Raw genomic sequence first — 22,061 nt, forward strand, 5'->3', positions numbered from 1 at the left:
TGCGGTCGCAATGGAACGGGGATTGAGTCTCAACGAGTTGAGCAAACAAATGGGCAAGGGTCTGATTCCCCTTGGCGCTGAAGAAAGTAACTAATAGCTTGGTCAGGAAAAGGAGGGTGCCTTCAAAAAAACTTTCTATCAAATCGTTCCCATAAGTTGTTTTGAAATAAAAGACTAATTGGCTTGTTGATTCCCCGAGCGTGCTAACTAACTTTCAAAATTTGCTCAATTAGGGAGACAAATTGCTGCGGTCGATGCTTAAAATGCTTCTTGATTTGAAATTTTAACGAATCTGCTGGCACATCTTTTTTGTTGAGTTTCAGGCGAATATGCTCACTTCGTGGGAGAGTGGCATTGAGCGCTCGAATAACGGTGCGGCATTGTCGAAGAGTCAGGCTATCGACTTGAATGAAAGGTAGATTTAATGTGTCGGTATCGAGTTGAATATTAGAAGCAAATTCGGCTTTAAATTGTAGCGAAGAGGTGAGGCGCTGTTCTTCTGTGGGTTCTGGAGTTGCTGCACATTCGGTAACAGCAGGAAAGGAAGCAATTTCATTGAGAAGAGGCACAAAATCTGGGGCAAGTTCTGCTGAGAGTTTTTCAGAAGGATTCATTCGCTTCGATGCTAACAGCGTAGCGATATAGTGAACAATTAAGCCACCGTAACCAAAAATTACCACAGTTTCAATTGTGAGGGTGAGAAAATGCTGAATATGTTCGTACATGATTATAATTTATTTGCAAGTGGAACATCTCTCAAACGCGCTCGCGTTTAATATCAAAACCTTACTAAATCCTTCTGAGAATGCGATCACAAATATCGCAAAGGGAACTGGTGTGGTGGGTGGGCGGGCAAAACAAATCCTGCTCCAAGCAGGATTTTACCCCCTTTATTGGGGGTCGTCATTGATTACTTGATAAAATCATCAATCTCTTCATTATCGTCAGTTGCCTTTTTCTTATGAGAAGCTTTGACTGCCGAGTCGATATAACGGAAGTGCAAGTCAATCACTGCTTGCTCAGATGAAAGCCAGTAAACGTTGCTCAAGATTTCTTCAAGCATCTCGTCAGCCGAGTAGCCTTCATATTGCTTGTTAAACCAAGTATTGAACGCTTCCCAGTCAAGAGCTTTACCTTTCTGCAACTGTCGTTGTTTGGCACGTCCAGTTAACTCGCGGGCAACGTGCAAAAACATCTCGAAGCGCTGTTCTTCAAGAGTTTCTGCAAATTGCTTTTGCATCGGAGTTGGAGCGGATTTGCGATTAGCCATGATTAACCCTCAAGCGTGTTTTTTTTCACAACTAAAGCGACGGCAGTCTGCTAATTACAATTAATTCAAAAAAATTAGTGGTGGGTGGGTGGGTAAATTAAATTCACAACCAAGGTCAAAATTTCCTTGATTGTGAATTTGTTGGGTCTGCTTCCCAGAGCGTCCTGATTCGGACGGTGGCGACAATCATTACCCTGAAATGAAGGAGAAGGGGAAGGGGAAGGGGAAGGATAATTTTTTTAGTAATAACGGGATTTTACTAAAGTTTTTCTACCCTTGTCCCAAGTTTTTCTACCCTTTCCGTTCCTTCCCCTTCCCCTTCCCCCTCCCCTTATTAAATGAATCGCGATTCGTGGAAAAGGCCTCGATAGAGGCAAAAAAATGCTCTGCTTTTTCAGCAGAGCTTTCTAATCAAACTTTAGCAATTATTCGTCGTCTTCCTCAAATTCTTCGTCTTCGTCTAAACTAAAATCATCCTCCTCATCGTCATCATCCTCATCCTCGTCCTCATCGCTTTCCTCGTCTTCGTCATCCTCATCAATTTCATCGAGTATGTCATCAATTTCATCATCTTCATCATCGAGTTCGTCGTCCTCATCGAGTTCTTCAGTATCTTCTTCTGAGGATTTAGCTAACTCGTTGCGACGCTTTAAGCTTTGAGCATTGAACTCCATTAAATCGGCAATGGCAGCTTGCGGGTTGTCAGCAATTGTATCGTAAAGTTGGCTCATCGCTAAGGCAACAACTTCGACACCATACTTGAGTTCCTCGGGTCGGCCAACTAGCTTGGGAAACACAGTATTGTTCCACTCTTGCCAGTCGAACTTTTTACCATTGCCATTGCCGTTGCGCTTGTTCAACTGAGCTTGAATATCCAATCCCAGTTTTTCGCGAATTGCGTGGCCAACCTTTGTCGAAATACGGCTATCGCGACGCTGAATTGTCACACCGTACTTCTTATGAATTGTATTGCGAATCTGTTTGACTAGCTCGCCAGCAAGTTGCTCCGGGCTGAGGTTAGGTTGAGGTTTTGATTTGGCTCCATTGTTACTGCCGACAGTTTGACTGTTCTGTTTTTCAGGTGGCTTAGATTTAGCAGGCACTGGTGACTGAGAGCGAGTGGGAGTGGCGGCGGTTTGCTTTTTACTTGTGACCATGATTGACAATTTAACTTGCATAACATCAATTTATTAGTGCCGTTAGGCACAATTACCCCCTCCAATTGAGGGGGAAAAGTTCGCTCATTAGCAGGACGCTAAATTTTAATTATGTTAGTTAAAATTTTATGTTAAACATCCTCTATTTAGATGTATAAATTCATGAAATATTTCACGATTTTGTCTAATTTAAGAGTCCCTCCAACTCCAATATTTGCCCTAGAATATTACAGTGCAGATCGCCAAAAAATCTTGTCATCATTTCATCAGTACGCCAGTGAGTGTTGTTTACCTGTTTATTATTGGAATCCTGGCTATGCAACTCTTCAACAGGTGCGGTGTTTGGATAAAAATCTCCCAATTTTAGGTTGTCATTCAGATATGACAAGCGTTTCAGATATTTCGGAGATGTATAATAGTGAATGCGTCTTATGTAAAACTGAGCTATCTGTCGGGAGTGATGTGCTGCAATTTCTGCTGGAAAATGACTGTCCCGGTATCTTTTTGTTAGAAGATATTTTGGAATCAGACAGTACCGAACAGCCTCTTGTCCGCCGTTATTCTCAATTGGCTAACGCATTCTTTGAGCTGAAAGGGCGTTGGGCCAACCAATATTGGGTACTGCTGGGTGAGTACATCCAACTGCCATCAAAGCTAAGTCCATTAATTCCTCTACTCAAATGTCCGTTACCCGATCGTTTTGAAGTCGAAGTTCTTGTAGATAATTTTTGCGATCGCAATTGTTCCCTTGATTTTGGTTCAGATGCGGTAGCTGCTAAAAAACGGCTGGCTGTTTCTAGTCTAGGGCTGCCAACTGCTGAAATTGAATTGGTGTTAGATCGATCGCTCTCTGTGACCGCTTCAGTTGTCCAAATCGCACAGTTGGTATTGGAGCATAAAATATCGCAACTTCGAGACCAGGGGTTAGAGTTCATTGCTTCTCCAGACGTGCCTCATGCTGGCGGTTTAGATTTATTAGACGCTTATTTGAGCGAAGTCGTAAAGCTGTCAGAAGCTGATGCCAAGAAATATCACCTCAGACCTCCCAAAGGAATGCTGCTGTGGGGGCCGCCGGGGACGGGCAAAAGTTTGAGTGCGAAGCTAGCTGCTAAGAAGCTAGGTTATGCGCTTTTAGCAGCAAGTTGGGGCAATATTCTAGGTTCCTCTAATCCCGACCGCGCTCTCAACAAAATGCTGGATACAGCCGATAATTTGGGCGGCTGCGTGCTGTTCTTTGACGATTTTGACAAGGGTTTTTCTGGCTGGGAATCAAATGCTGATGGCGGTGTAGCTAGACGGCTGTCGCAGAAATTGCTCACCTGGATGCAGGAACATGAGAGCCCCGTGTTAATGTTAGCTACTGTTAACCGCTTAGAAATGCTGCCGGCTGAACTTATCCGCAGATTTGACGACGGCGGAATCTGGTTTGTGGATTTGCCACACAGCGGCGCTCGCTATGAGATTTTCAATTTGCACTTAGCTAAGTATTTCCCAGAGCAGTTTGGGGAAGGAAAAGAGAACCTTTGGAGCGACAGGCAGTGGTATTCATTACTATCTGATTATGCCGGAGCAACGAGTGCTGAAATTGCGATCGCAGTAAAGCGCTGTGCTGAACGAGCCTATTGTGAAGGGCGACCGGGTAAAATTGAATTGGCCCATTTGCGTTATCAGAGAACTCAGTTTGTGCTATCGTCTGAGCGTTCTTCTGAAGATATCCAGGGGATTCGCAACAAAGCGTCCTTTGCTCGGCCTGCTTCTGGGAGGGATGGGTCTAAATTTGCGGCGGGAGAGCAAGAGTTATTCGAGTATCGGCCATCTGCTTACGATAAAACTTGAGTGCATGATAACCAACAATAGCATGGGTTTTTTGGTGAGCCAAAAAGTTTTGACTGTTGATAGAATTAGCGCAAAAGTTTTATAGCGCTTTCCCTCGCAAATAATAACCAGTGCATGTGTTTAATAACAAATGCACTGGTGATCGTATTATAAGCTAAGACTTAACTTGGACGCGGTAGCCGCAATTTTCAAGGTCGAGTTTGACTCCCTGCCAAGTTAACCCTGTTTCTGGTTCAAGCCGTACAGTTAAAGCATTGGTTGTGTAGCCGCGCTCTCCCTCCTGCCTGATAACGCTATATTCAGCTTGGTGAAGCATGGCAATAGCGCATTTTGATAACTTACCAACGATATTTGCGGCTTGGTTACTAATAGTGAGAATTACATTCATTATGTTTTGAAATCAACTGTTCACTTGCACCTCAACAATCGTTGTTTAGGGGTGGGAGGTTGGGCGCGGAATTATGCGGTGACTGTTAGGGGAATGGGGAGTGGTCAGGAAGTGGAATTTTCACAGCAATGCCTGCGGTGCGGTTTCTCCCTACTTCCCATTCCCCACTCTTTCCCCGTTAATCTCTCACCCTCCCCAACTTTCCATCACCTTAATTTCTACCTCGCAAGGAATCGGAGAGAGAAACTTATTCCCGGCTCTCACCATACATTTTTTAAGCAAGGCTTTAACTTGCCTCACTTCTTCAAGAGGACACTCTATTAAAATTTCATCGTGAACGACACAAATTAGTTTAGCACCTGTACGGCTCAGAGGCAGAAAAAGTAGAGCAAGAGCGAGTTTAGTAATGTCAGCGCTCATTCCTTGAATTGGGTTATTTAGCATCTCATTAAGCAACGGTTTAGTATCTTTTGACCATAATCTCCTTCTGCCTAAGACAGTCCGACTCTCTCGAATACCTCGGCTCCAGGCGCTCCGAACTTTGCCGTGAAATTGTTTGATACCTGTATAGGATTCAAAGAACTTCTTACGAAAGTGTGAAGCTTGTTGCAGCGTTAAAGTGACTCCATGCTCTGCTTGAGCCATATTCTTAAATTTCTGTGCTCCCATGCCATAAATTAAACCGAAGTTAATAATTTTGCCGAGCTGTCTGTCTTCGACAGTAATTTTAGATAAAGGTTTTGCTAGCACCAAGGAAGCTGTGAGAGAGTGCAAATCTTCCCCTTTGGAGTAAGCTTTCACCATCGTGCGATCGCCGGAAACCTTCGCCATGATCCGCAGTTCAATCTGGCTGTAATCGGCTTTGAGCAGGACGTAACCGGGTACAGCTTTAAAACACTGTCGGGTTTCCTTATCTCTGGGGATATTCGTTAAATTTGGCTCTCGACAACTAAACCGTCCTGATCTAGCACCAATCTGAAACCAATTGGGATGAATGCGCCCTGTAATCGGGTGAATGCGTTCAGGTAAACCCAGAGTAAAAGTATCGATACGAGCCGATAAACTGCGGTACTCTAACAGTGTTTGAATCACAGGATACTCGCCTTGCAAAGGAATTAAATGTTGAGAGTTAGTGGAAGTAACAGGAATGCCTTTCTGTTGCAAAGCCGCTAGAACTTGCTTGGGAGAGCGAGGATTAATTGTATCCATAAATTCGGGCAGCAGAGAAATTTGTTGATTAGGGTTAGGTCGATGGAGTTGTGAATTAATTTGTTTTAAAAGAGAGTCGCGTTCATGACAGAGCTTGACTCCCAAAACTTTCCACTGTTCTCTATCTAAAAGCATTCCGTTGAGTTCCATAGAAGCCACCGCCGGCAGACAAGCAAACTCTAGTAAAGCAGTTTTCCAAAGCTTAGAAGCTTTCAGTTTTTGTTGCAGAGCAGCAGCCAGCGGGAGTAAAATTGCAGCATCGGTAGCAGCATATTGCAGTTGAGCGAGTGTTAAGTTTCCCGACCAATCGCTAACTTGCTGCGTTTTGTCTAGCTTTACTTTCAACAAATTCTCAGTGACAGCATCTAGGGACAAATGGCGTTTTAGTCCAGCCGTCAGCACTCGGTAAGCCAAATAGGTATCGAAAAAGGGTTTGGATGGTTCCAGTCCGGCAAAAGCGAGCATTTGCCATTCAAATTTGAGGTTGTGACCTACCTTCAGTGCAGGACTGGCTAAGAGCAAGCGTAATGGTTCGAGGGAACTCGGTTCAATGGCCCATAAATCTACAATGATTACTGGATGGTCAGGAATGGCAAGTTGTAACAATCTAATTTTGGCTTGGTAGGGGTCAAGCCCTGTTGTTTCGCAGTCTATACCTATGATTTTTGCTTGTTGGAATGGTTGAAGGGCTGTTTCAATATTGAAAGCAGTATCGATCAGTTGGTAAGGGGTTTTAAGTGTAACTGGGAACTGAGCTATTTTAAGTTTCTCGGGCGTCAAAGAAGTTGGAATAGCGGTTGATTGTTTCTGCTGGTTTAGCGGAGTAGGTTTCATAATTACTTGCTTTTCTAAAAAAAGTGAAAGGATATCTTTCTGTCAATCATGCACGAAATTTAACTATTTTAAAGCAGGTATTCGAGATTAGGTAGCTTGAGGATAATGGGTTTTATTTGGGAAGTATACGAGTTTTAAGTCAATACGCTTGGACTCAGAACAATGTGACTTCCTTTCACAAGTCGGGAATTCCCAAAAATCCGTGAAATTAAATTCGTCTGAAAGCGCTAACCCAAGCGTATTGAGTTATTATTCGGTTTTTTGTAAATCAATTTAAGTCCTGAACTTTAGAAATAAGGTAAAAGACATAAAGGATGGCGGTTGGTCTAAAAACAACCAGGGGTTGCCTGGTTTTGAAAATAGTTGCCAACTTTAGAGTCGGTAACAGTTGTTTTGACTATCCCAAGTGCCGCCTAAAAGGTCGCAGCCTGGTTTGCCCTCTGTAATCTTTTTACAGACGACTGCGTTAGCGTCTGTTGCCATTAAGAGCAAAAGGCTTGTTAGAGCGATAGCGAGGAGTTTTTTCATAACGGTGAGTTCAGATGTATGAACTTCACCGATACAGCACTGTTAAGTGCGACTTTAATTCGGAACGATTAGATTGTAAAAAAGATTTTTATATAGAGGTGGGTGGGAAAATATTGCTGGAATTTAAATTTAAAGATTAGGATATATAATGTAGTTGTCACAATAATTAGGTTTGGCAATTGAATCGCCCTATCCAGCTTCTTAGAGTTCGAGATCGACAGGTAGTTAATGCTATCCTGACATCCGTTACTGAGAAGCATTTAGAAGATGCCACAAACCTCTGGGAACCAACCCTTCGAGGGAGTGGAGAAGAAGATGAATACTGGAATTGGGTTAGTAAAAGCTATCGAACTCAATTTTTACCAGGAGATGAACTATATGCCATTGAGTGTGATGGCATAACTCAGGGTTTAATGACTATCGATATTTTAAAAAAACGCTGCTATATTGAGTCTCAATTGAGACGAAGATTGGTTTACGTCAGAGCCCTAGCAACGGCTCCCTGGAATCGACCAACTATTAGCAATCCTCCAACTTATAAGGGAGTAGGTGGAACTCTGATAGATTTTGCGATCGCTCGTAGTGAGGAACTAGGATACCAAGGAAGGATAGGCTTCCACGCACTGCCTGGTGCGCTAGTATTTTATAGAAAGTTGAAAGTGGGGCTGCTAGACTGCGGTCTCGATCCTGAAGAACCCGACAATCTTAATTACTTTGAAACATTAAGGAAAGACAAATGAGTAACTCAATTCCCTCCCAGCCCCAATCCACAATAGATGATACAACCAGTTATCCGCGCTTGATGGAACTGATAGAAGCAGAAGATGCAGCTAATGGAGAAGTTGGCTGCGGTCGGGATTTGGGTAATAAACCTTCAGTTTATCTGAAAACCTGCGGTATGAATATCTCTGATGAAAAGCTAAGAAATTTGTTAAGGGAGTATTTAGGTCATTTATTGATGGAGCTAGATTTTGACTCAATCATCAACCAGGTGAGTCACTTCGTAGAGTCATTAGTCGTGCAGGAACACACTCAATTAGAGCAGACAAGACCAGCATTAATGCTCTTAGAATCAGTTTTTGAGCAAATTCCTGCGAAAGAACTCAAACAATGTATTGAGTCTGAATTGGGGGAGTTTTGTTCGGAAACTGCGATCGAGCAAATTGTTCAGTACACTGGTCAAGTGATTCACTATTCAATTCTCCAACCTCGACATAAGTGGCCCAAACCTATTTGGGTACTAAGTGTTCTTGAGAAGGTGTATATTGCTCAGGCATCTAGTTTAGATGCAGCAATTGCCCAAGTTAAAGCACAATATCCCGACGAAAGCGGAGAGCTGCAAGTAATAAAAGTCGGAGGTGTTCTCGCACCAAACCAAGTGATTTGCTTGGAGTTATTGAACAATTAATAAAAAATGCGGAAGTAATTTGGTAGCTTTGAACGCACCCCAACCTGCATCATATCCCCTCTCTTAAGCATGGGTATTCTTTAGCTTTTAGTTCCTACTTTCTCTTAAAAAACATTTTTCTCGACTTCGTATAATTGCCCAGTGCTGAGAGCCGTTAGGCAACCTTCATAAAGCTGCCCCCTCCATTTAGAGGGGGTAATTTTTACTGAACCCAATCGCTCACAGGAATGAAGTTGCAGGAACGCGATGCGATTTAAATTGGAATTGTTGACCACATAAACTAAGAAAAACCATGCACAATGCTTCGATCGAACCTAATTCCGGCTATAACAACTCCGGTTACGAATCAGCACCCGATTTGACTGTCGGTTACTCGTCATCTAAAGAAGTTCGCCAAGGTAATTTTGACAACGGTTACCAAGAAAATGTCTATGACTTGTCCAACCTAGCAGATACTTCTTGGACAGATTCAGCAGTCCGCCCGAATCCACAGCTTGAGCTGGAGCTTGATTAAAGAAAAAAGCGAAGATGGAGAAATGCAGTCCAGGACGCACTATCAACCTAAAAAAAACAGTTTCTCGTTCTCATCCTCAACCTAAAATGACGGAATTACATTCAAAAACCGGGTTTTTGGGTAATTCCTAAAATGGAGAGGGAGAGAGGAAGAGGGGGAGAAAGGGAGAGAGGGAGAGGGCGAGAGAGGGGGAGAGGGAGATTTAGCTGATGGCTAATTTCTGCAATACTGCTCTATTTTTCGTAATGTTTTAAAAACCATTTAACGTTTTTCCAAACTAGAGAGAATAGAGCAGCTTTTTTTACCCGCATTTGAGTTAACATCAATAGGATTCCCATGAACAGTCCAAAGCAGTTAATAAAATTCAGCCAGGTAGGATCTGCTTTAATAGCTGCCAGTACACTCTGCCTAATTTTTGCTTTCATCTGCATTACTTTCTTCAGCTTCCCATCAATTGCTAGCGCTAGTTCCTTACCTACTAAAATTTGGGAAAAAGAACAATCTAGAGTTTTGCTGCCAGATTGGAACCAGATTACCTTTAGTTCCCTGCCCGCCGTTGCTAGTTCTGGAAGTTCAGGCGGTCGAAGCTGGCAAGCCGGCACTTCTGTTGACAACATCTTGAAGCTGGGGGACATCAACGATGTAAAACCTGAAATTCTGTCTTTGCAAGCAATTGAACAATTGGCACTAGGGGATATCAATTTAGAAAATATCAGCTTGTCAGCATTTCCCTTAGCTGGTAAGCAAACTGTCGGTCACTTGGTTGAAATTGTTCCGAATCTGGGTCAATTTCAATTGAGCGATGTTCCTCCAATTGCTTCTTTATCTTCTCAAATAGCCGGAGTGAACCCTAACATCAACCAATTACCAATTGGTCAAGCTGTAAAACAAGTACCGCAACTAGCGCAGGCAAAACTCAACCAAATTGACCTATCTGAGTTTGCGATCGCCCAAATCCCCAACCTTAATAGCGTAAATTTAGAACAGTTCTCTGGCTGGTCAGAGGAACTCATCAGCAATATTCCGCTGCTGAGTCAAGTCCCGCTTTCTAGCTTTCCGGTTCCTATTGCGTCTATTGGCAGCGCAGTTATGCGAATTGACATGATTTACAGTCGGTACGAGAGCAAGCGCAATAACACAATTTCCGGTTCTGATGTAGAAGGATTTGCGGTAGCTTGCGAGAAAGATTGCGCTTATATCGAACTCGACGATATGGAAAACGCCGGTCGCCGCGCCACAGGGCCGCTAGAAGGCAAGCAGTGGATTAGCGGCAAATACCAGGAAGTGCGAGGCGGTTCTGGCTGTTTGACCGGTTGGGAACCGACGGGCCGGCATCCTTTTGGGCAAGTGTTTAAAGTAGTGGTAATGGAACCGTCAGAAACCAGCGATACTGTTGACACGGCTCTGTACTTCAGGTTTAGTTTGCCCTGCGGCAAATCACCTTACATTATTGGTCCGGTTCCGTTTCTCAGTTACAGCGTTAATTCGCCTATGTTTGTCGGTCGATTGGAGGGCGGTTCTTCTAACAGTATTTCGCGTTCTAAAGGCGTCGCATCCGAAACAAAACCTTCAAAGCCACTGAGTTCCAATCAAGCTAAAAAAAACGCTTTACCAACTCAGCCTGTACCTGAATCGAAGCGAGAGTGCGCGCGCCCCGCGACTTACGTTAGCGGTGTGGATGTGGCTTCATTAGGGGAGGCGTTAGCGAAGCTTTCTGAAGGAATCGCCTATGTGGAAAGTGCAGCCAGTGCCGACTACGAAGCCATTGGCGAGATGGTTTGTACTGAAGGATCTCGCAACTGCGGGCGGGCGATCGGTCGCTATCAGTTGATGAGTTACCGGGAAGACGTGCAGCGTGCTGTCAGCTCAATTCCAGGGGGGCCTAACTTTATCCTAAACGTCAACAAAGGCCAAAAACCTACAAGAGAGGAACTCTTCCAATATTTTCCTCCTGCTGTTCAGGATAAAGTCTTGCAAAATTCTCTAGCTGAGAACTTAGTCCGCAGCCAACAGGAAATTGACCCTAAAACTGGGCAGGTGTTCAAGGGCGATCGCTTAATTGAGCGAGTAGCGCAAAAACACTTTGGGGGTTCTGGCAGTAAAATTGATGCCAGCTATTCCAACATTTTAGGCGGCTACTCTCTCAAACAGTACGGGGAAAAAGTTCGAGAGCTTTATAACCACAATACCAGCGACAATTGCCAAGCTAATTCTGGTGACAGCAATGGCATCAGCAACTCGGTCGGCTCCGGCATTACTTTAAATGCTAGTTGGAGTATTAAGGTTGCGCCCTTCCTCAGCTCTTTTTTGGTAGGATTGTGGTTTTTAATTCGACTTTTTCATAAGCGAAAGCAGCAAACTTTTTTGATACTAATCGGTTTGGGGATAGCAGTTACTCTTGGCACGGCTGCGCTCTCCCATTGAACCAGAGGAAAGAGGAGGTGGAAAAGCAAGGTATTAACAACTCTAACAACCTTCTCCGTAATCAGGACGTTTTTAATTGCTGAAAGCAGTGATTTTATAGCACTGATATCAATTCCGGTTGTATCGGAATGATTGGGAGCATCTCATATTGGTAAAAACACTTCTTCTTCCTTCTTCTTTCGGACTCTTTCCTCCTGACTCCTGGCTCCTGGCTCCTAACTCCAATTTTGGGCTGGGCTGCTTTCATTGAGATGCTCCCGAATGATTAAACCACAGAGGGCACAGAGGACACAGAGAAAGAGAAGAGAGAGATAATAATTCCGATGTCAACGGATTAGATATGACTTGTCCCTAAGCTGTGCACGATATAAATTGTAGAGTCGTTTTGTATTCCCCGAAGTCAGTCATAAAAATTGACGGTAAGATTTAGACATACAACAGCTTACTTCAACAAAAGACTCTCTCTCTTATTGTCTTTTTTTTCTGCTTTATTGTCCTTTTTTTTCTTTTATTTTGTAGGGTTGGACTAACAAATGGTTAAACAAAAGAGAGTTAAACAACAAACAGCAGGCACCCAAAAGATTGTCAACCCCCCGGTTTGGTTAAATCAACTTGGTTACTGGTTTCGCATTGGTTTGACAGTTTTTACCGCCCTGTCGCTATTATTGGGGACAGTTGCTTGCACGAATTCTAGTTCAGCAACAACCGCACCAGCTTCTTGGCAACAAGCTTTGCGAGTCACTCCAAAAGAAACTTTAACCCTAATTGTAAAGGAACACAGCAGCCTTCCAGAACTCAAAGTAGCGGCTGGGCAAAGTGCAGCGGCGGAAGCAATTAAGAGAATGCGAGTGTGGCAAGTTAATGGCTCGGTAGGACGGCTGAACCTTTATGATTTCAATAATTCCACTCTGTGCGGTACAAAAGGCTGCCTTTATGTTGGCTACTTAATTCCTAATGATTCAAGTCAAATGCCAACAGAAGTATTTGCAGCTTATCTCGACCCCCATAAACCGCAAAAAACTCCTTTGTTTAAGGCTGACAGTTCTTCGCACGACGGTTTGCCTTGTCTAGGAGTGAATCAGCTTTCCAAAAAAGGCCGCCGCCAGCTTCAATTTTGCTACGACGGCCTTACCTATCAACTTGCTGACAGCCAGCTTTTCAGTAGTTAGTGTTTAGTAGTCTGCGGGTTCATCGAAGTCAAAATCTTCTTCTGAATCAACCTCAACTTCAACCTCAGCAGCCTCGGAAAATTCATCTAATTCCTCTAATTCTGAGTCGGTTCCTCCTTCAACTTGTGCAATTTTGCGAGGGGGTGACAATTTACCTCGATTTTTGCGGTTAGTTACGCTTTCTGGCAATGCCTGGACTTCAGGTTCCGCACCAGCAGCTATAGCTGGCAACCCGGCATCGCTAGCCTCAATGAAACCAGCAATGTTATTGTGCAGTCCCCAAATCAATTTCTTTTGTGGTTTTTGACCGAGAAATAGCTTGTGAAAATTAGCATCAGTTGGCTGAGTAATGCTGTAAGTTTTGCAGCAAAACGATTTATTTTTGCCTTCCCCTTCTTTGATAGCTCTAAATTCGACATTCAACACTCCCAAAGAGCGCCACTTGTCATTTTTACCGCTGTAATCTCTCCCAAAGCAATCAGCAAATGCCCGTTCCAAATTGCGGTAAAATTCTTCTCTAGCGCTCTTAAAGCTCCAGAGGGCTACATTCTTGAAGCGGACGACAATCGGTACCTGATGCAGGGGTTGGTTTTTGGGATTTAGAAAGATGAGAGCGTGTTCGGAACACACTTCCTGCGTCTTTTTATCGAGGGAATCGCGATATTCGTCGTAAAGCCCAATAAAACTACCTGCTAATTCTCCATTTTCTTCAATATCTTTGTAGCGGATGTACTCAGGCACACAAGCTAATACCAACATTCTCGCTTTTGGGAGCAGTAAGCCGGTCACTTCTTCGCTTAGTTCGACCGTTGTCAATTCCTCAACATTAGGCATTACGTGCCATTCCGCTTTGACAAGCTGGTCGTTCGAGAGCAAAATACCTGCTGGGTTATCGTTAATCACGATTCCATAGGGCAAAGAGGGCTTGCGAGTTTGGTTGTATTCACTGTTGAATAGCTCCGGATCTATCTCGTAATAATCAGCACTCTTGTTCTTTTGCGTGTTGGACTTTCCACTAGAATTCTGTACTGTCTTACTGGGAGATTTCGCGTTATTGCTTCTTACCATTGTTTACCTATTTTTGTAATAATCTCCCCCTTGAGGCGATAGCCGCTATCTGAAACATTTAGTTTTTTTAAGAGCTAAAAAAAATGAACAATTTGCAATTTCTGCCTAAAATTAACAAAGCTACCTTGGTACCAGTGGCAGTTCAAGCTCCTAAACGTTCGTTAACTAGCATAGATTTTGGCGGGTTGTTGGGTCAGTTTATGAAGCCAGAGGGACTGGCAATGTTAGGGCTAATGGCAGGCTTACTTATTGCTTCCAAATTAGTGGGAAACGGGAAGGGTAAAATTACCTCCGGGCGGCTGTGCGGGACGGCTGAAAAATTGGCAGCCACAGGCTCTGCCCTCAAGCAAATGAAAGAAAAAAAACGGCAGCCCGTTACTTTGTGGAGCGGTACGCCGAGTTATTGGTTTAAAGGTTGTCAGGGATTGAGTGCTCGATTGCAAACGCTGCTAGGTGCAAATCCGACGGTTTGGTTTCCCCACGCAGAACGCGGAACTTTAGTCATTGGTGCTCCGGGTTCTGGCAAAACATTCAGCGTCATTGACCGGATGGTTGAAAGTGCATTCCAGCAAGGTTTTCCTGCCATTATTTACGACAAAAAAGGAGACCAGATGAAAGTGCTTACACCCCTTGCAGTGCGCTATGGCTACGATGTGCAAGTGTTTGCGCCAGGGGAAGCTTACAGCGGCACTATCAATCCTCTGGATTTTATGAGAGATGCACAAGATGCAGTAATGGCCGCAGAAATTGGACAAGTTATTGCTCGAAATGCTAGTCCGGGGGAGAGTAAAGGCAATGAGTTTTTTGAGAAAGCAGGCGAGTTGATGGCGAAGGGTTTAGTGCAGTTGGCAAAAAGCAGTCCTTACCCGGATTTAGCTTTTGTGTACGCAATTATTCAACTGCCTGATTTGGTCAAGCGCATCGACCACGCCGTTCACCGACCCGACGGTCATCCCCTCAAAATGGACAGGTGGATTGCCTCTAGTTTTTCGCAGTTATTAAGTTCAAAAGATGCTGAAAAAACCGTGGCGGGCATCAAGGCAACCGCAGAGGCAACCTACTCCAGTTTCATTCAAAAAGATTTGCTGCGGGCATTTATTGGTCGCAGCACCATTCCAATTGCTTTAGAAGGGAAAAAGTGCATTATTTTCAAATTAGATGACCAAAGACGCACTGTAGTGGGGCCGCTGTTAGCTGCTGCTATTCACTTATGTGTGGTGTCTAATTTGAGTCGGGTACGTTCTGACCCATTTTTGTACTGCTTAGACGAGTTTCCATCTCTCAAGTTCGACAGAATGGATCAGTGGGCTAACGAATATCGTTCTGCTGGCGGCGTACCGATTGTTGGCATTCAATCACTCAATCAACTCTATAATCTCTATGGGGATAAAAAAGGGGCTGCGATCGCCAGTGCTCTGTCAACTCATGTCCTCTTCAACCCCGGCGATTTTGAGACAGCCGAGAAATATTCTAAGCGGTACGGGGAAGTGGAAGTGCTGGTAAAAAATCGATCAACCGGCAGCTCGACGGGGCAGCAAACGAGCCGTTCTGTCAACTGGAGCGAACAGTTGCAAAAGAAACCGCTGATTAGTCCTGACGAAATTCTGAGGTTTCCTCAAGGCAAGTGCGTCATCACTTCACCGGCCTACGCAACGGGGACGGAAGCTTTATTTCCCTACCCTCTCAAGATTCCGGTGCGGCCCGGCGACATAAAGCGAGCTAAAGAGTCTGAACAACTGTGGGACAGCAGCATCAGACCGCAGCTTGAAAGGCGGGCGAAAGCTTTGTCAGTAGAGCAGCAGACGGGTAAACTGCTCAATATAGATGAAGAGCTGGATCAGCGGATTCGATTCGCTTACCAATTGCTGCCACATCCGAACGATCCAGAAGAACCCGTGACTGTGGCTGATGTTAAGTCGCCTGTTAATGCTGGTGGTGCGAACAGCGCGGCTGGGAAAATAGCAGTTGGCAATATTCGGAAAAAACTCAAAACTCTGTCCTTTGGTGGCGATAGATGATGGAGCAAACTAAACAATTTTTGGCTGACATTTTGATTGTTGACGATATTCCCGCTAACATTCAACTACTTTCTCAATTGCTAATTGAAAACGGTTACAAAGTCAGGAAGTTGATTAGTGGACAGCGAGCTTTAAAAGCAGTAGAGTTGCAAGCGCCCGACTTGATTTTGCTAGACATAAAAATGCCCGGTATGGATGGTTATGAAGTCTGTCGTCAACTTAAAGCATCTGAAGCTACTTGTGATATCCCTATAATTTTCATCAGCGCTTTAGATGACGTATTTGACAAAGTAAAAGGGTTTGAGGCGGGCGGTGCTGACTACATTATAAAACCTTTTGAGCCTGTTGAAGTGTTAGCGCGGGTATCTGCCCAACTTAAAATGCAGCGCTTGCAGCAGCAACTTCGCTGCGCTAACGTGCAATTGGCTACACAAAATGTTCAGCTCAGCCAGGAAATTCAAGAAAGACAGCAAGCAGAAGCCAATTTAAGAATGCTGTTGCACGCTGTTTCTCACGATTTGCGATCGCCTCTATCAGGAATGTCGCTGCTGCTGCGAAGTCGCCTCAATGATGCTGGCAGTAACATTGCTATTGATAGGCGGACTATGGAGGTTATGGTGCAAAGTTGTTCGCGCCAACTCCAGTTGATTGAGTCACTAACAGCAACACAACAGTTTGATGTAAAAAGTGCTTCTTTAGCCATGAAGCCGCTGTCGCTGCCTGCTTTAGTCCAAAATATTCTTATTGAAAGATTACCAATTCTCAACCAGCATCGAGTCAAGGTTAAGCAGCGTTTTGCAGCAGATTTGCCTTTAGTCAATGCTGATGCCCAGCAGCTATGGCGGGTGTTTGGCAATCTGATCGACAATGCTGTTAAATACAATCAGTCTGGGTTTATTTTGACTGTAGAAGCTCAAAAGGAAGGTGAGATGGTTCGCTGTACGGTTGCAGACAATGGGGCCGGAATTTCTCCTCAGCAATGTGCAAGATTATTCGAGCCTTATACGAGGGGAGTTGGAGTTAGTTTAAGGCAAGGATTGGGATTGGGACTTTACATTTGCAGGCAAATTGTTGAGGCTCACGGCGGAGATATTGGCGTTGATAGCGAATTGGGAAAAGGAGCGAGGTTTTGGTTGACATTGCCAAAGTTTGAAGATTGACAAGCTGTTATAATTTGCTACGCGATAGCTACGCCTCAAAAACCACTTATTTTAGAACAATTAGAAGCTGCATTCCAACGGCTAAACCAGCCCCAAACGCAGTGCTTTAACGGCAGCCTGGGTGCGATCGCTCGCTTCAAATTTAGCTATAATCATCTCTACATGACCTTTGGCGGTGTGGACGCTCATTCCTAGTTGAGCAGCGATTTGTTTATTGCTTTTACCCTCAACTAGCTGCTGCAAAACCTGCATTTCCCGTTCTGTCAGCTTGATGTCGTCATTCGCATAGCTTTCGGGCAGTGGCGTTTTGAGATTTTGTAGCACGCAGTCGGCAATCTTAGGGTCTAGGTAACTGCCACCTTCTTGCACAGTCGTAATCGCTGCTAGAAGTTGTTCTGCGTTAGTGCCTTTAACGCAGTAGCCGTGAGCGCCGCTTGACAAAGCCGCCATTACCTGAGTTGGATTGCTGTGGTGGGTGAGCATCAGGATGCGAGTATGCGGCAGTGCGGCTCTGATTTGCTGCGCGGCTGCAATACCGTCGATTCCGGGTAAGTCAATGTCCATCAGGGCGATGTCTGGTTGGTGTTGCAGTGCAGCACTGACGGCTTCGTTGCCGTTAACAGCTTGTGCGACAACTGTTAAATGGGGTTGGTTATTGAGGATATGCTGTAGACCGAGCTGCATCATCGGGTCATCTTCAACTATCAGGATGGTTTTTAGTTGGCTTGTTTTTGGTTGGGTGGCGGTAGTTGCAGTCACGGCTAAGATTCCTACTACATTTTATCCATAGTCTATTGTTTTTCCTCATATTAAAGAGTGTCATCCTCCTATGGAGAGAAGAAAAGTATTGATTTTTGGGCAATTTCGTCGGAAGGTGGATGTCTCTCGATAGGAGGATGGTAATAAAGTCGATTCTCCCGAGTTTTAGGTGATCAGAAAAATTCTAGTGATGCGGCCCGAAAAGCCCGCGCGAGAGGCTCACACTACCGTTCCCACCACAAATCCAGAAGAGCTATACACAGTCTGAACAGATTATATCGACACTTCGTTGACTTCATCCAAATTGATTTCATCCAAATTGACTTCATCCAAATTGACTTCATCCAAATTGATAGCTGTTGCTACTTTCTTCGGTTGAGGTGTTAGATGACCATTGAGCTTGATAACTGTTTGTTTTCTCTCTCGTTCAATGGTAGTCAAAAGCCAATTTTGAGTGTGTCGGTGTTGCTTGCTGTCCCAGGCAAACAGAACTTTTTCTGCTGGTTGAGTCGGGTGCAGTGCCAAAATAATCAGTTGTAGCTTGTGAGGCTCGATCTCGAAGAATTCGGCAGCTACCCATAACTTAACTCGGTCTTGCCAAGTCAGTACAGGATGGCGAATCGCCCACTCAAATAGTTTGGGCGTCCCTTTGACTAAACCCACATTTGTACGGACTTGTATCACTTTTAATGGAGGAGAAGGGGAAGAATTTTCTTTTGTCACTCCCCTTTTTGTTCGGTCTAGTTTTGTTTGAATTGGAATGTCAACAAACAGTTTTCGCTGCGGTAAAAACAGTGATGGCGATAGTTCTTTGAGCTGGAAAACCCACTGCTGGAACTGGGGGTGACTGTTGAGAATTGGCTCGACAGGTAATCCCATTAAAATTTGCTTGACAAGCAGTTGCAAGCGTTCTTGCAGATAGGAAGGAACAAGAGGTGGCTCTTGTAGTGGGCTAGTATGAATAGTTTGATTGAGGTCGGATAGAGTAAGGAGGTACATTGCTCAGAGCATAAAAGACTGAGCAATAGCGGCGATCGCCAGAAGTCAGGGAGAGTCATTGCTGACAATTTAAGACCGATCGTTGGAGTCAGGAGTCAGGATTCGGATACTTAACAATTCCTCGATCGCTCCGATTTGAGTTTTATAGCCAAAATCCGAGTCAATTCTGATCGTAATTGCTGATTGACAAATGCTTCCTTAACTTAAGTTGTCACCCATTGGGGGGAGTGGGGAATGAGACAGTGATTTTTCCGGCTTCTCAACTGAAAACCGTAAGGGTGCAGGCTGCTTGTTACCAACTATACAAGTTTGGCTAAAAATGCTACTGATGAAGAAATGATATCGGCAATATCATCTGGATCGAGGGAATAAATCTTTGCTAAAACTTCTTTTTTAATTTTTTCAGAGCCTATCCTCTTGCTGCCACTCACCTGACCGATCGCCACCTCATCCAAACCGCGTTGATAAACTGATAAGGATATTTCTCCATCCAAATAAAGTTGCAGAGTCTTGGTACTGCCACCGCTTAACTTTGCCAGTTGCCGAAAGTTCTTAGAATCGGATTCGGGTATCGTTTTTCCTTTTAACCACCGATATACGGTTGAAAAATCTACTCCGATAGCGGACGCTAAAGCGCTTTGAGTCCAGCCTTCTTTCAGCAGCAGCTCGATCAACTGAGTCAGCCGCTTTTGGCGATCGAGTATAAGAGAAGATACAGAGCTAACAGTCACAATTGCTTACCGAAAATTTAGGTTTAAAGTCCTGGGGCACACGGGAACTAACGCCCTTGCGAGACACCGACAAGAGTTTGGCTGAGGATACTCCTCCGAGTGTAAGCCGAGTAGTGGAAAGAGGAAGCCCAAAGAGTGGTCTTGGGAATCCCCGCGCACGAACGCACCCGGAGGATGTCAACTAACGCTTTTACCGTACACTATTTTACTTTCTGCTGCGTTGAAGCCGATACTTTTTCGCTATTTTACGCCCTTTCTACAAAATTTGAGCAATCACAGCCTTAATCGATTACGCAACTACCCTTGCAGTATGCAATACTTAATCTTGCACCGCGCAAGACGGACGGAACATCAATGTCATCCTCCAACACAGTTCGCGGTTCTGATGCACATAACTTCTCTGTTGTTCGCAGCGCTGAACTCACTGCGAGAGTTGCACAGGACTGCCACCTAAACAAAGCCGACGCTAAAGATTTGTCTGCCCACAGCAGTACGCTCACTGATGCTGAAGCATTAGAATTAAGCAGCTTGGAAGCGAAAGTCGAACGGAGCTTGAAAGCTTTCTGGGAAATAGGGCAAGCTTTGCGCCAGATCCGGGATCGCCGCCTCTACCGACAAGACTTCTCGACGTTTGAAGACTATTGCACTAATCGATGGGAAATGTCTCGTCGCTGGGCTTACCAACTGATTGAAGCGGCAACCGTCTATGAAAATGTGCGCCATGGCGCACAAATCCTTCCCGCCAATGAGCGCCAAGTTCGCCCTCTAACAGCACTACCCTCCCAAGAGCAGCCTAGGGCTTGGGCTCAAGCGGTTTCTACTGCTCCGAACGGCAAACTTACGGCTTTTCACGTTGCCCGAGTTGTTGAAGAACACCAGAAAAAAATTTCGAGGAATAAGTCTAACAACGAGAACAGTTCCAAAAACCAACGAACTCAAACAGCCAATCATCCGTCAAACCGTGAAATTTCAGCATCCACTCAAAAGAATGCTGGGGAATTGGGAGCAACATCCAGTCAGAAAGAAACTCCATGCCGAAGCTGCTGGAATTGCTATCATTGCAGTTTTGAGCCTGTTCAAGACGACCCTCACAGTTTTTATTGTCAAAAGCTAGGCAAACTAAGCTTTATTGAGAAAGATGGTAACGAACGAGGATCTAAATGTAAATTGTGGCTCGATCGATGGATCGAGCCAGAGTTAGTCAAAAAGGCAAGACGAGCCCAACGAGATACTTTTACCTTAACTCTACAGCTCCCGATACACCTGCAAGCCCAGATGCAAGATGCGGCTAAAACTCAAGGGCTGGCTGTAGTAGATTGGGCAGCACAAATCCTTCAAGCAGCAGTTGGTAAGTAGTATTGGGCTAGAATTCGTCTAAATTAAACAGCGTAAATTGATGAGGCGATGTTGTCGTATTTCTGGGTCGGCGTTTGCCCTTAACAACTTCTTGAACTACTGGATTTGAGTGAATTGATGTCTGATCATTCAAGTCAATAACTTCTGAGCTTTCTCCTGAACTTATTTCATGTTCGACTGGATAATCAGTATCATTTTTAGCCTGAGATTCGACAGGCTCAAACCACTCATTATACCAGTAAGCAGCGTTTATTGATTGAGGTCTATCGCTACTTAAAGTATTGCCAAGGAGCAAATCAGTTTGACCCAACCACCAAATCGGAACAGCCAGCCAAGGTGAAAACAGATAAAACTGAAACAAAGCGCATTTTAACAGAGTAGGGTCTATATCTTGACCGATACCGCTCAGACAGTAATTCGACTGTGTTAACATTAAAGCACCCGTACCGCAAGCGGGTTCATTGAAGCTGGAAATTCGCTCTGTCTTATCACCACTGACTAACTTAGATATCAACTGACACAAAGCTAAAGGTGTCGGATAAAACCCTGAACTTTTTTGAGCAGTCTTTCCGCAAATTTGGGGTAGCAGCCGGCCCATGTAATCTTCAGGATACAGCATGAGAATTGACAGGTCAAACATCTGATAAAGACGCATTGATGCACCTTCACAGCCGGCAGGTTCTTTGGGTAAAATCTTGTAAGCTGGATGTCCGAATGCGAACAAAACCCAGTCCAAGAAAAACTCCAAATAGTCCCAAGCTGACCAAGTTTTCCATTCTCCATGTTGAGGAATGCAATTGAGGCTATTATCTAACATGGCTTCTGCGGTAGGAGAATGCTGCCATTCGATTTGGGGAATCGGTTCTGCTGGCAAAGTTTCCTCAATTACAAATTTGGGTAAAATTTCTGGTTTTCTGTTCTCCAGAATGGCTAGCATTGGCTCCATCTTCCACCGCATCCAGGCATGAGCGGGGACAGCTTGACACAAAGCCCAATAATCCCACCTTCCCCATAAACATCGGTCTATTTGTGCGAGAATTGTTAAAAGCCAGCCCGGCTTTAAATCTCGTTTGAGGTTGGGAATTAAAGCTTGCTTTTTCTTTTGTTGATAGGGTTGATTTCTGAAATGTAACAGCGTTGACTCTCTAATTTTGGAGTCAATGATTGGCAAGACAAGCTTGTTTTTCATGAGTACAAGTCTGAAAAATGCACCCCTAAAAACCGCAGTAGCGG

The 22,061-nt window shown here is 44.4% G+C and carries 19 protein-coding genes; 9 read left to right on the forward strand and 10 right to left on the reverse strand.

Annotation, left to right across the window (positions count from 1 at the left end; translation table 11 throughout):
- Nucleotides 1-203 precede the first annotated feature (203 nt).
- The 3 genes from QUA43_RS16975 to QUA43_RS16985 all read right to left on the reverse strand — a co-directional run bounded on the left by QUA43_RS16975 (nt 204) and on the right by QUA43_RS16985 (nt 2,427).
- Nucleotides 204-725, reverse strand: coding sequence for a hypothetical protein (locus QUA43_RS16975; protein WP_333143557.1), 522 nt, complete (start codon nt 723-725; stop codon nt 204-206).
- Between the two features lie 185 nt (nt 726-910).
- Complete coding sequence (locus QUA43_RS16980; protein WP_333143556.1) at nt 911-1,270, reverse strand: hypothetical protein; 360 nt, start codon at nt 1,268-1,270, stop codon at nt 911-913.
- Nucleotides 1,271-1,695: 425 nt separating this feature from the next.
- Entirely contained in the window at nt 1,696-2,427 is a 732-nt protein-coding gene (locus QUA43_RS16985) for a hypothetical protein (RefSeq protein WP_333373131.1), read from the reverse strand.
- Nucleotides 2,428-2,808: 381 nt separating this feature from the next.
- On the opposite strand from QUA43_RS16985, the gene QUA43_RS16990 reads away from it, so the two are divergent.
- Complete coding sequence (locus QUA43_RS16990) at nt 2,809-4,263, forward strand: AAA family ATPase (RefSeq protein ID WP_333373128.1); 1,455 nt, start codon at nt 2,809-2,811, stop codon at nt 4,261-4,263.
- A gap of 154 nt (nt 4,264-4,417) precedes the next feature.
- Here the strand turns inward: QUA43_RS16990 and QUA43_RS16995 are convergent, their stop codons facing one another.
- Together QUA43_RS16995 and QUA43_RS17000 are read right to left on the reverse strand one after the other, a co-directional pair.
- On the reverse strand, nt 4,418-4,651 hold the full coding sequence (locus QUA43_RS16995) for a hypothetical protein (protein WP_333232373.1): 234 nt from the start codon (nt 4,649-4,651) through the stop codon (nt 4,418-4,420).
- 186 nt (nt 4,652-4,837) lie between these two features.
- Complete coding sequence (locus QUA43_RS17000) at nt 4,838-6,694, reverse strand: bifunctional 3'-5' exonuclease/DNA polymerase (RefSeq protein ID WP_333232371.1); 1,857 nt, start codon at nt 6,692-6,694, stop codon at nt 4,838-4,840.
- Between the two features lie 707 nt (nt 6,695-7,401).
- Between QUA43_RS17000 and QUA43_RS17005 the strand changes: the two genes are divergently transcribed.
- From QUA43_RS17005 to QUA43_RS17025, 5 genes are all read left to right on the forward strand, one after another.
- A complete protein-coding gene (locus tag QUA43_RS17005; RefSeq protein WP_333232369.1) occupies nt 7,402-7,962 on the forward strand; it encodes a hypothetical protein in 561 nt (186 codons plus the stop codon).
- On the forward strand, nt 7,959-8,630 hold the full coding sequence (locus tag QUA43_RS17010; RefSeq protein ID WP_333232367.1) for a hypothetical protein: 672 nt from the start codon (nt 7,959-7,961) through the stop codon (nt 8,628-8,630). The genes QUA43_RS17005 and QUA43_RS17010 overlap by 4 nt, the downstream gene beginning before the upstream one ends.
- A 292-nt stretch (nt 8,631-8,922) precedes the next feature.
- Entirely contained in the window at nt 8,923-9,144 is a 222-nt protein-coding gene (locus QUA43_RS17015) for a hypothetical protein (RefSeq protein WP_333232365.1), read from the forward strand.
- A gap of 336 nt (nt 9,145-9,480) precedes the next feature.
- Nucleotides 9,481-11,568, forward strand: a complete 2,088-nt coding sequence (locus QUA43_RS17020; protein WP_333373123.1) for a hypothetical protein — start codon at nt 9,481-9,483, stop codon at nt 11,566-11,568.
- 533 nt (nt 11,569-12,101) lie between these two features.
- Entirely contained in the window at nt 12,102-12,737 is a 636-nt protein-coding gene (locus QUA43_RS17025) for a hypothetical protein (protein WP_333232361.1), read from the forward strand.
- 3 nt (nt 12,738-12,740) lie between these two features.
- On the opposite strand, the gene QUA43_RS17030 is transcribed toward QUA43_RS17025, so the two are convergent.
- Nucleotides 12,741-13,805, reverse strand: coding sequence for a DUF5895 domain-containing protein (locus tag QUA43_RS17030; protein ID WP_333232359.1), 1,065 nt, complete (start codon nt 13,803-13,805; stop codon nt 12,741-12,743).
- A gap of 83 nt (nt 13,806-13,888) precedes the next feature.
- On the opposite strand from QUA43_RS17030, the gene QUA43_RS17035 reads away from it, so the two are divergent.
- Together QUA43_RS17035 and QUA43_RS17040 are read left to right on the forward strand one after the other, a co-directional pair.
- On the forward strand, nt 13,889-15,823 hold the full coding sequence (locus QUA43_RS17035) for a type IV secretion system DNA-binding domain-containing protein (RefSeq protein ID WP_333373227.1): 1,935 nt from the start codon (nt 13,889-13,891) through the stop codon (nt 15,821-15,823).
- On the forward strand, nt 15,820-16,983 hold the full coding sequence (locus QUA43_RS17040) for a hybrid sensor histidine kinase/response regulator (RefSeq protein ID WP_333373224.1): 1,164 nt from the start codon (nt 15,820-15,822) through the stop codon (nt 16,981-16,983). Before QUA43_RS17035 ends, QUA43_RS17040 begins: the two co-directional genes overlap by 4 nt.
- Nucleotides 16,984-17,064: 81 nt before the next feature.
- Here the strand turns inward: QUA43_RS17040 and QUA43_RS17045 are convergent, their stop codons facing one another.
- The 3 genes from QUA43_RS17045 to QUA43_RS17055 form a co-directional block, all read right to left on the reverse strand.
- Complete coding sequence (locus QUA43_RS17045; RefSeq protein WP_333232353.1) at nt 17,065-17,742, reverse strand: response regulator transcription factor; 678 nt, start codon at nt 17,740-17,742, stop codon at nt 17,065-17,067.
- Between the two features lie 273 nt (nt 17,743-18,015).
- Nucleotides 18,016-18,741, reverse strand: a complete 726-nt coding sequence (locus QUA43_RS17050) for a hypothetical protein (RefSeq protein ID WP_333373221.1) — start codon at nt 18,739-18,741, stop codon at nt 18,016-18,018.
- Between the two features lie 299 nt (nt 18,742-19,040).
- The gene (locus tag QUA43_RS17055) at nt 19,041-19,472 is read right to left on the reverse strand and encodes a helix-turn-helix domain-containing protein (RefSeq protein WP_193975537.1); all 432 of its coding nucleotides are present in this window, start codon (nt 19,470-19,472) and stop codon (nt 19,041-19,043) included.
- A 354-nt stretch (nt 19,473-19,826) separates the two neighbouring features.
- On the opposite strand from QUA43_RS17055, the gene QUA43_RS17060 reads away from it, so the two are divergent.
- Nucleotides 19,827-20,828: a hypothetical protein gene (locus QUA43_RS17060; protein WP_333373218.1), complete on the forward strand. Its 1,002-nt coding sequence runs from the start codon at nt 19,827-19,829 to the stop codon at nt 20,826-20,828.
- Between the two features lie 7 nt (nt 20,829-20,835).
- Here the strand turns inward: QUA43_RS17060 and QUA43_RS17065 are convergent, their stop codons facing one another.
- Complete coding sequence (locus QUA43_RS17065) at nt 20,836-22,017, reverse strand: hypothetical protein (RefSeq protein WP_333375396.1); 1,182 nt, start codon at nt 22,015-22,017, stop codon at nt 20,836-20,838.
- Nucleotides 22,018-22,061 lie beyond the last annotated feature (44 nt).

Source organism: Microcoleus sp. N9_B4, from assembly GCF_036701635.1.
Taxonomy (GTDB): Bacteria; Cyanobacteriota; Cyanobacteriia; order Cyanobacteriales; family Microcoleaceae; genus Microcoleus.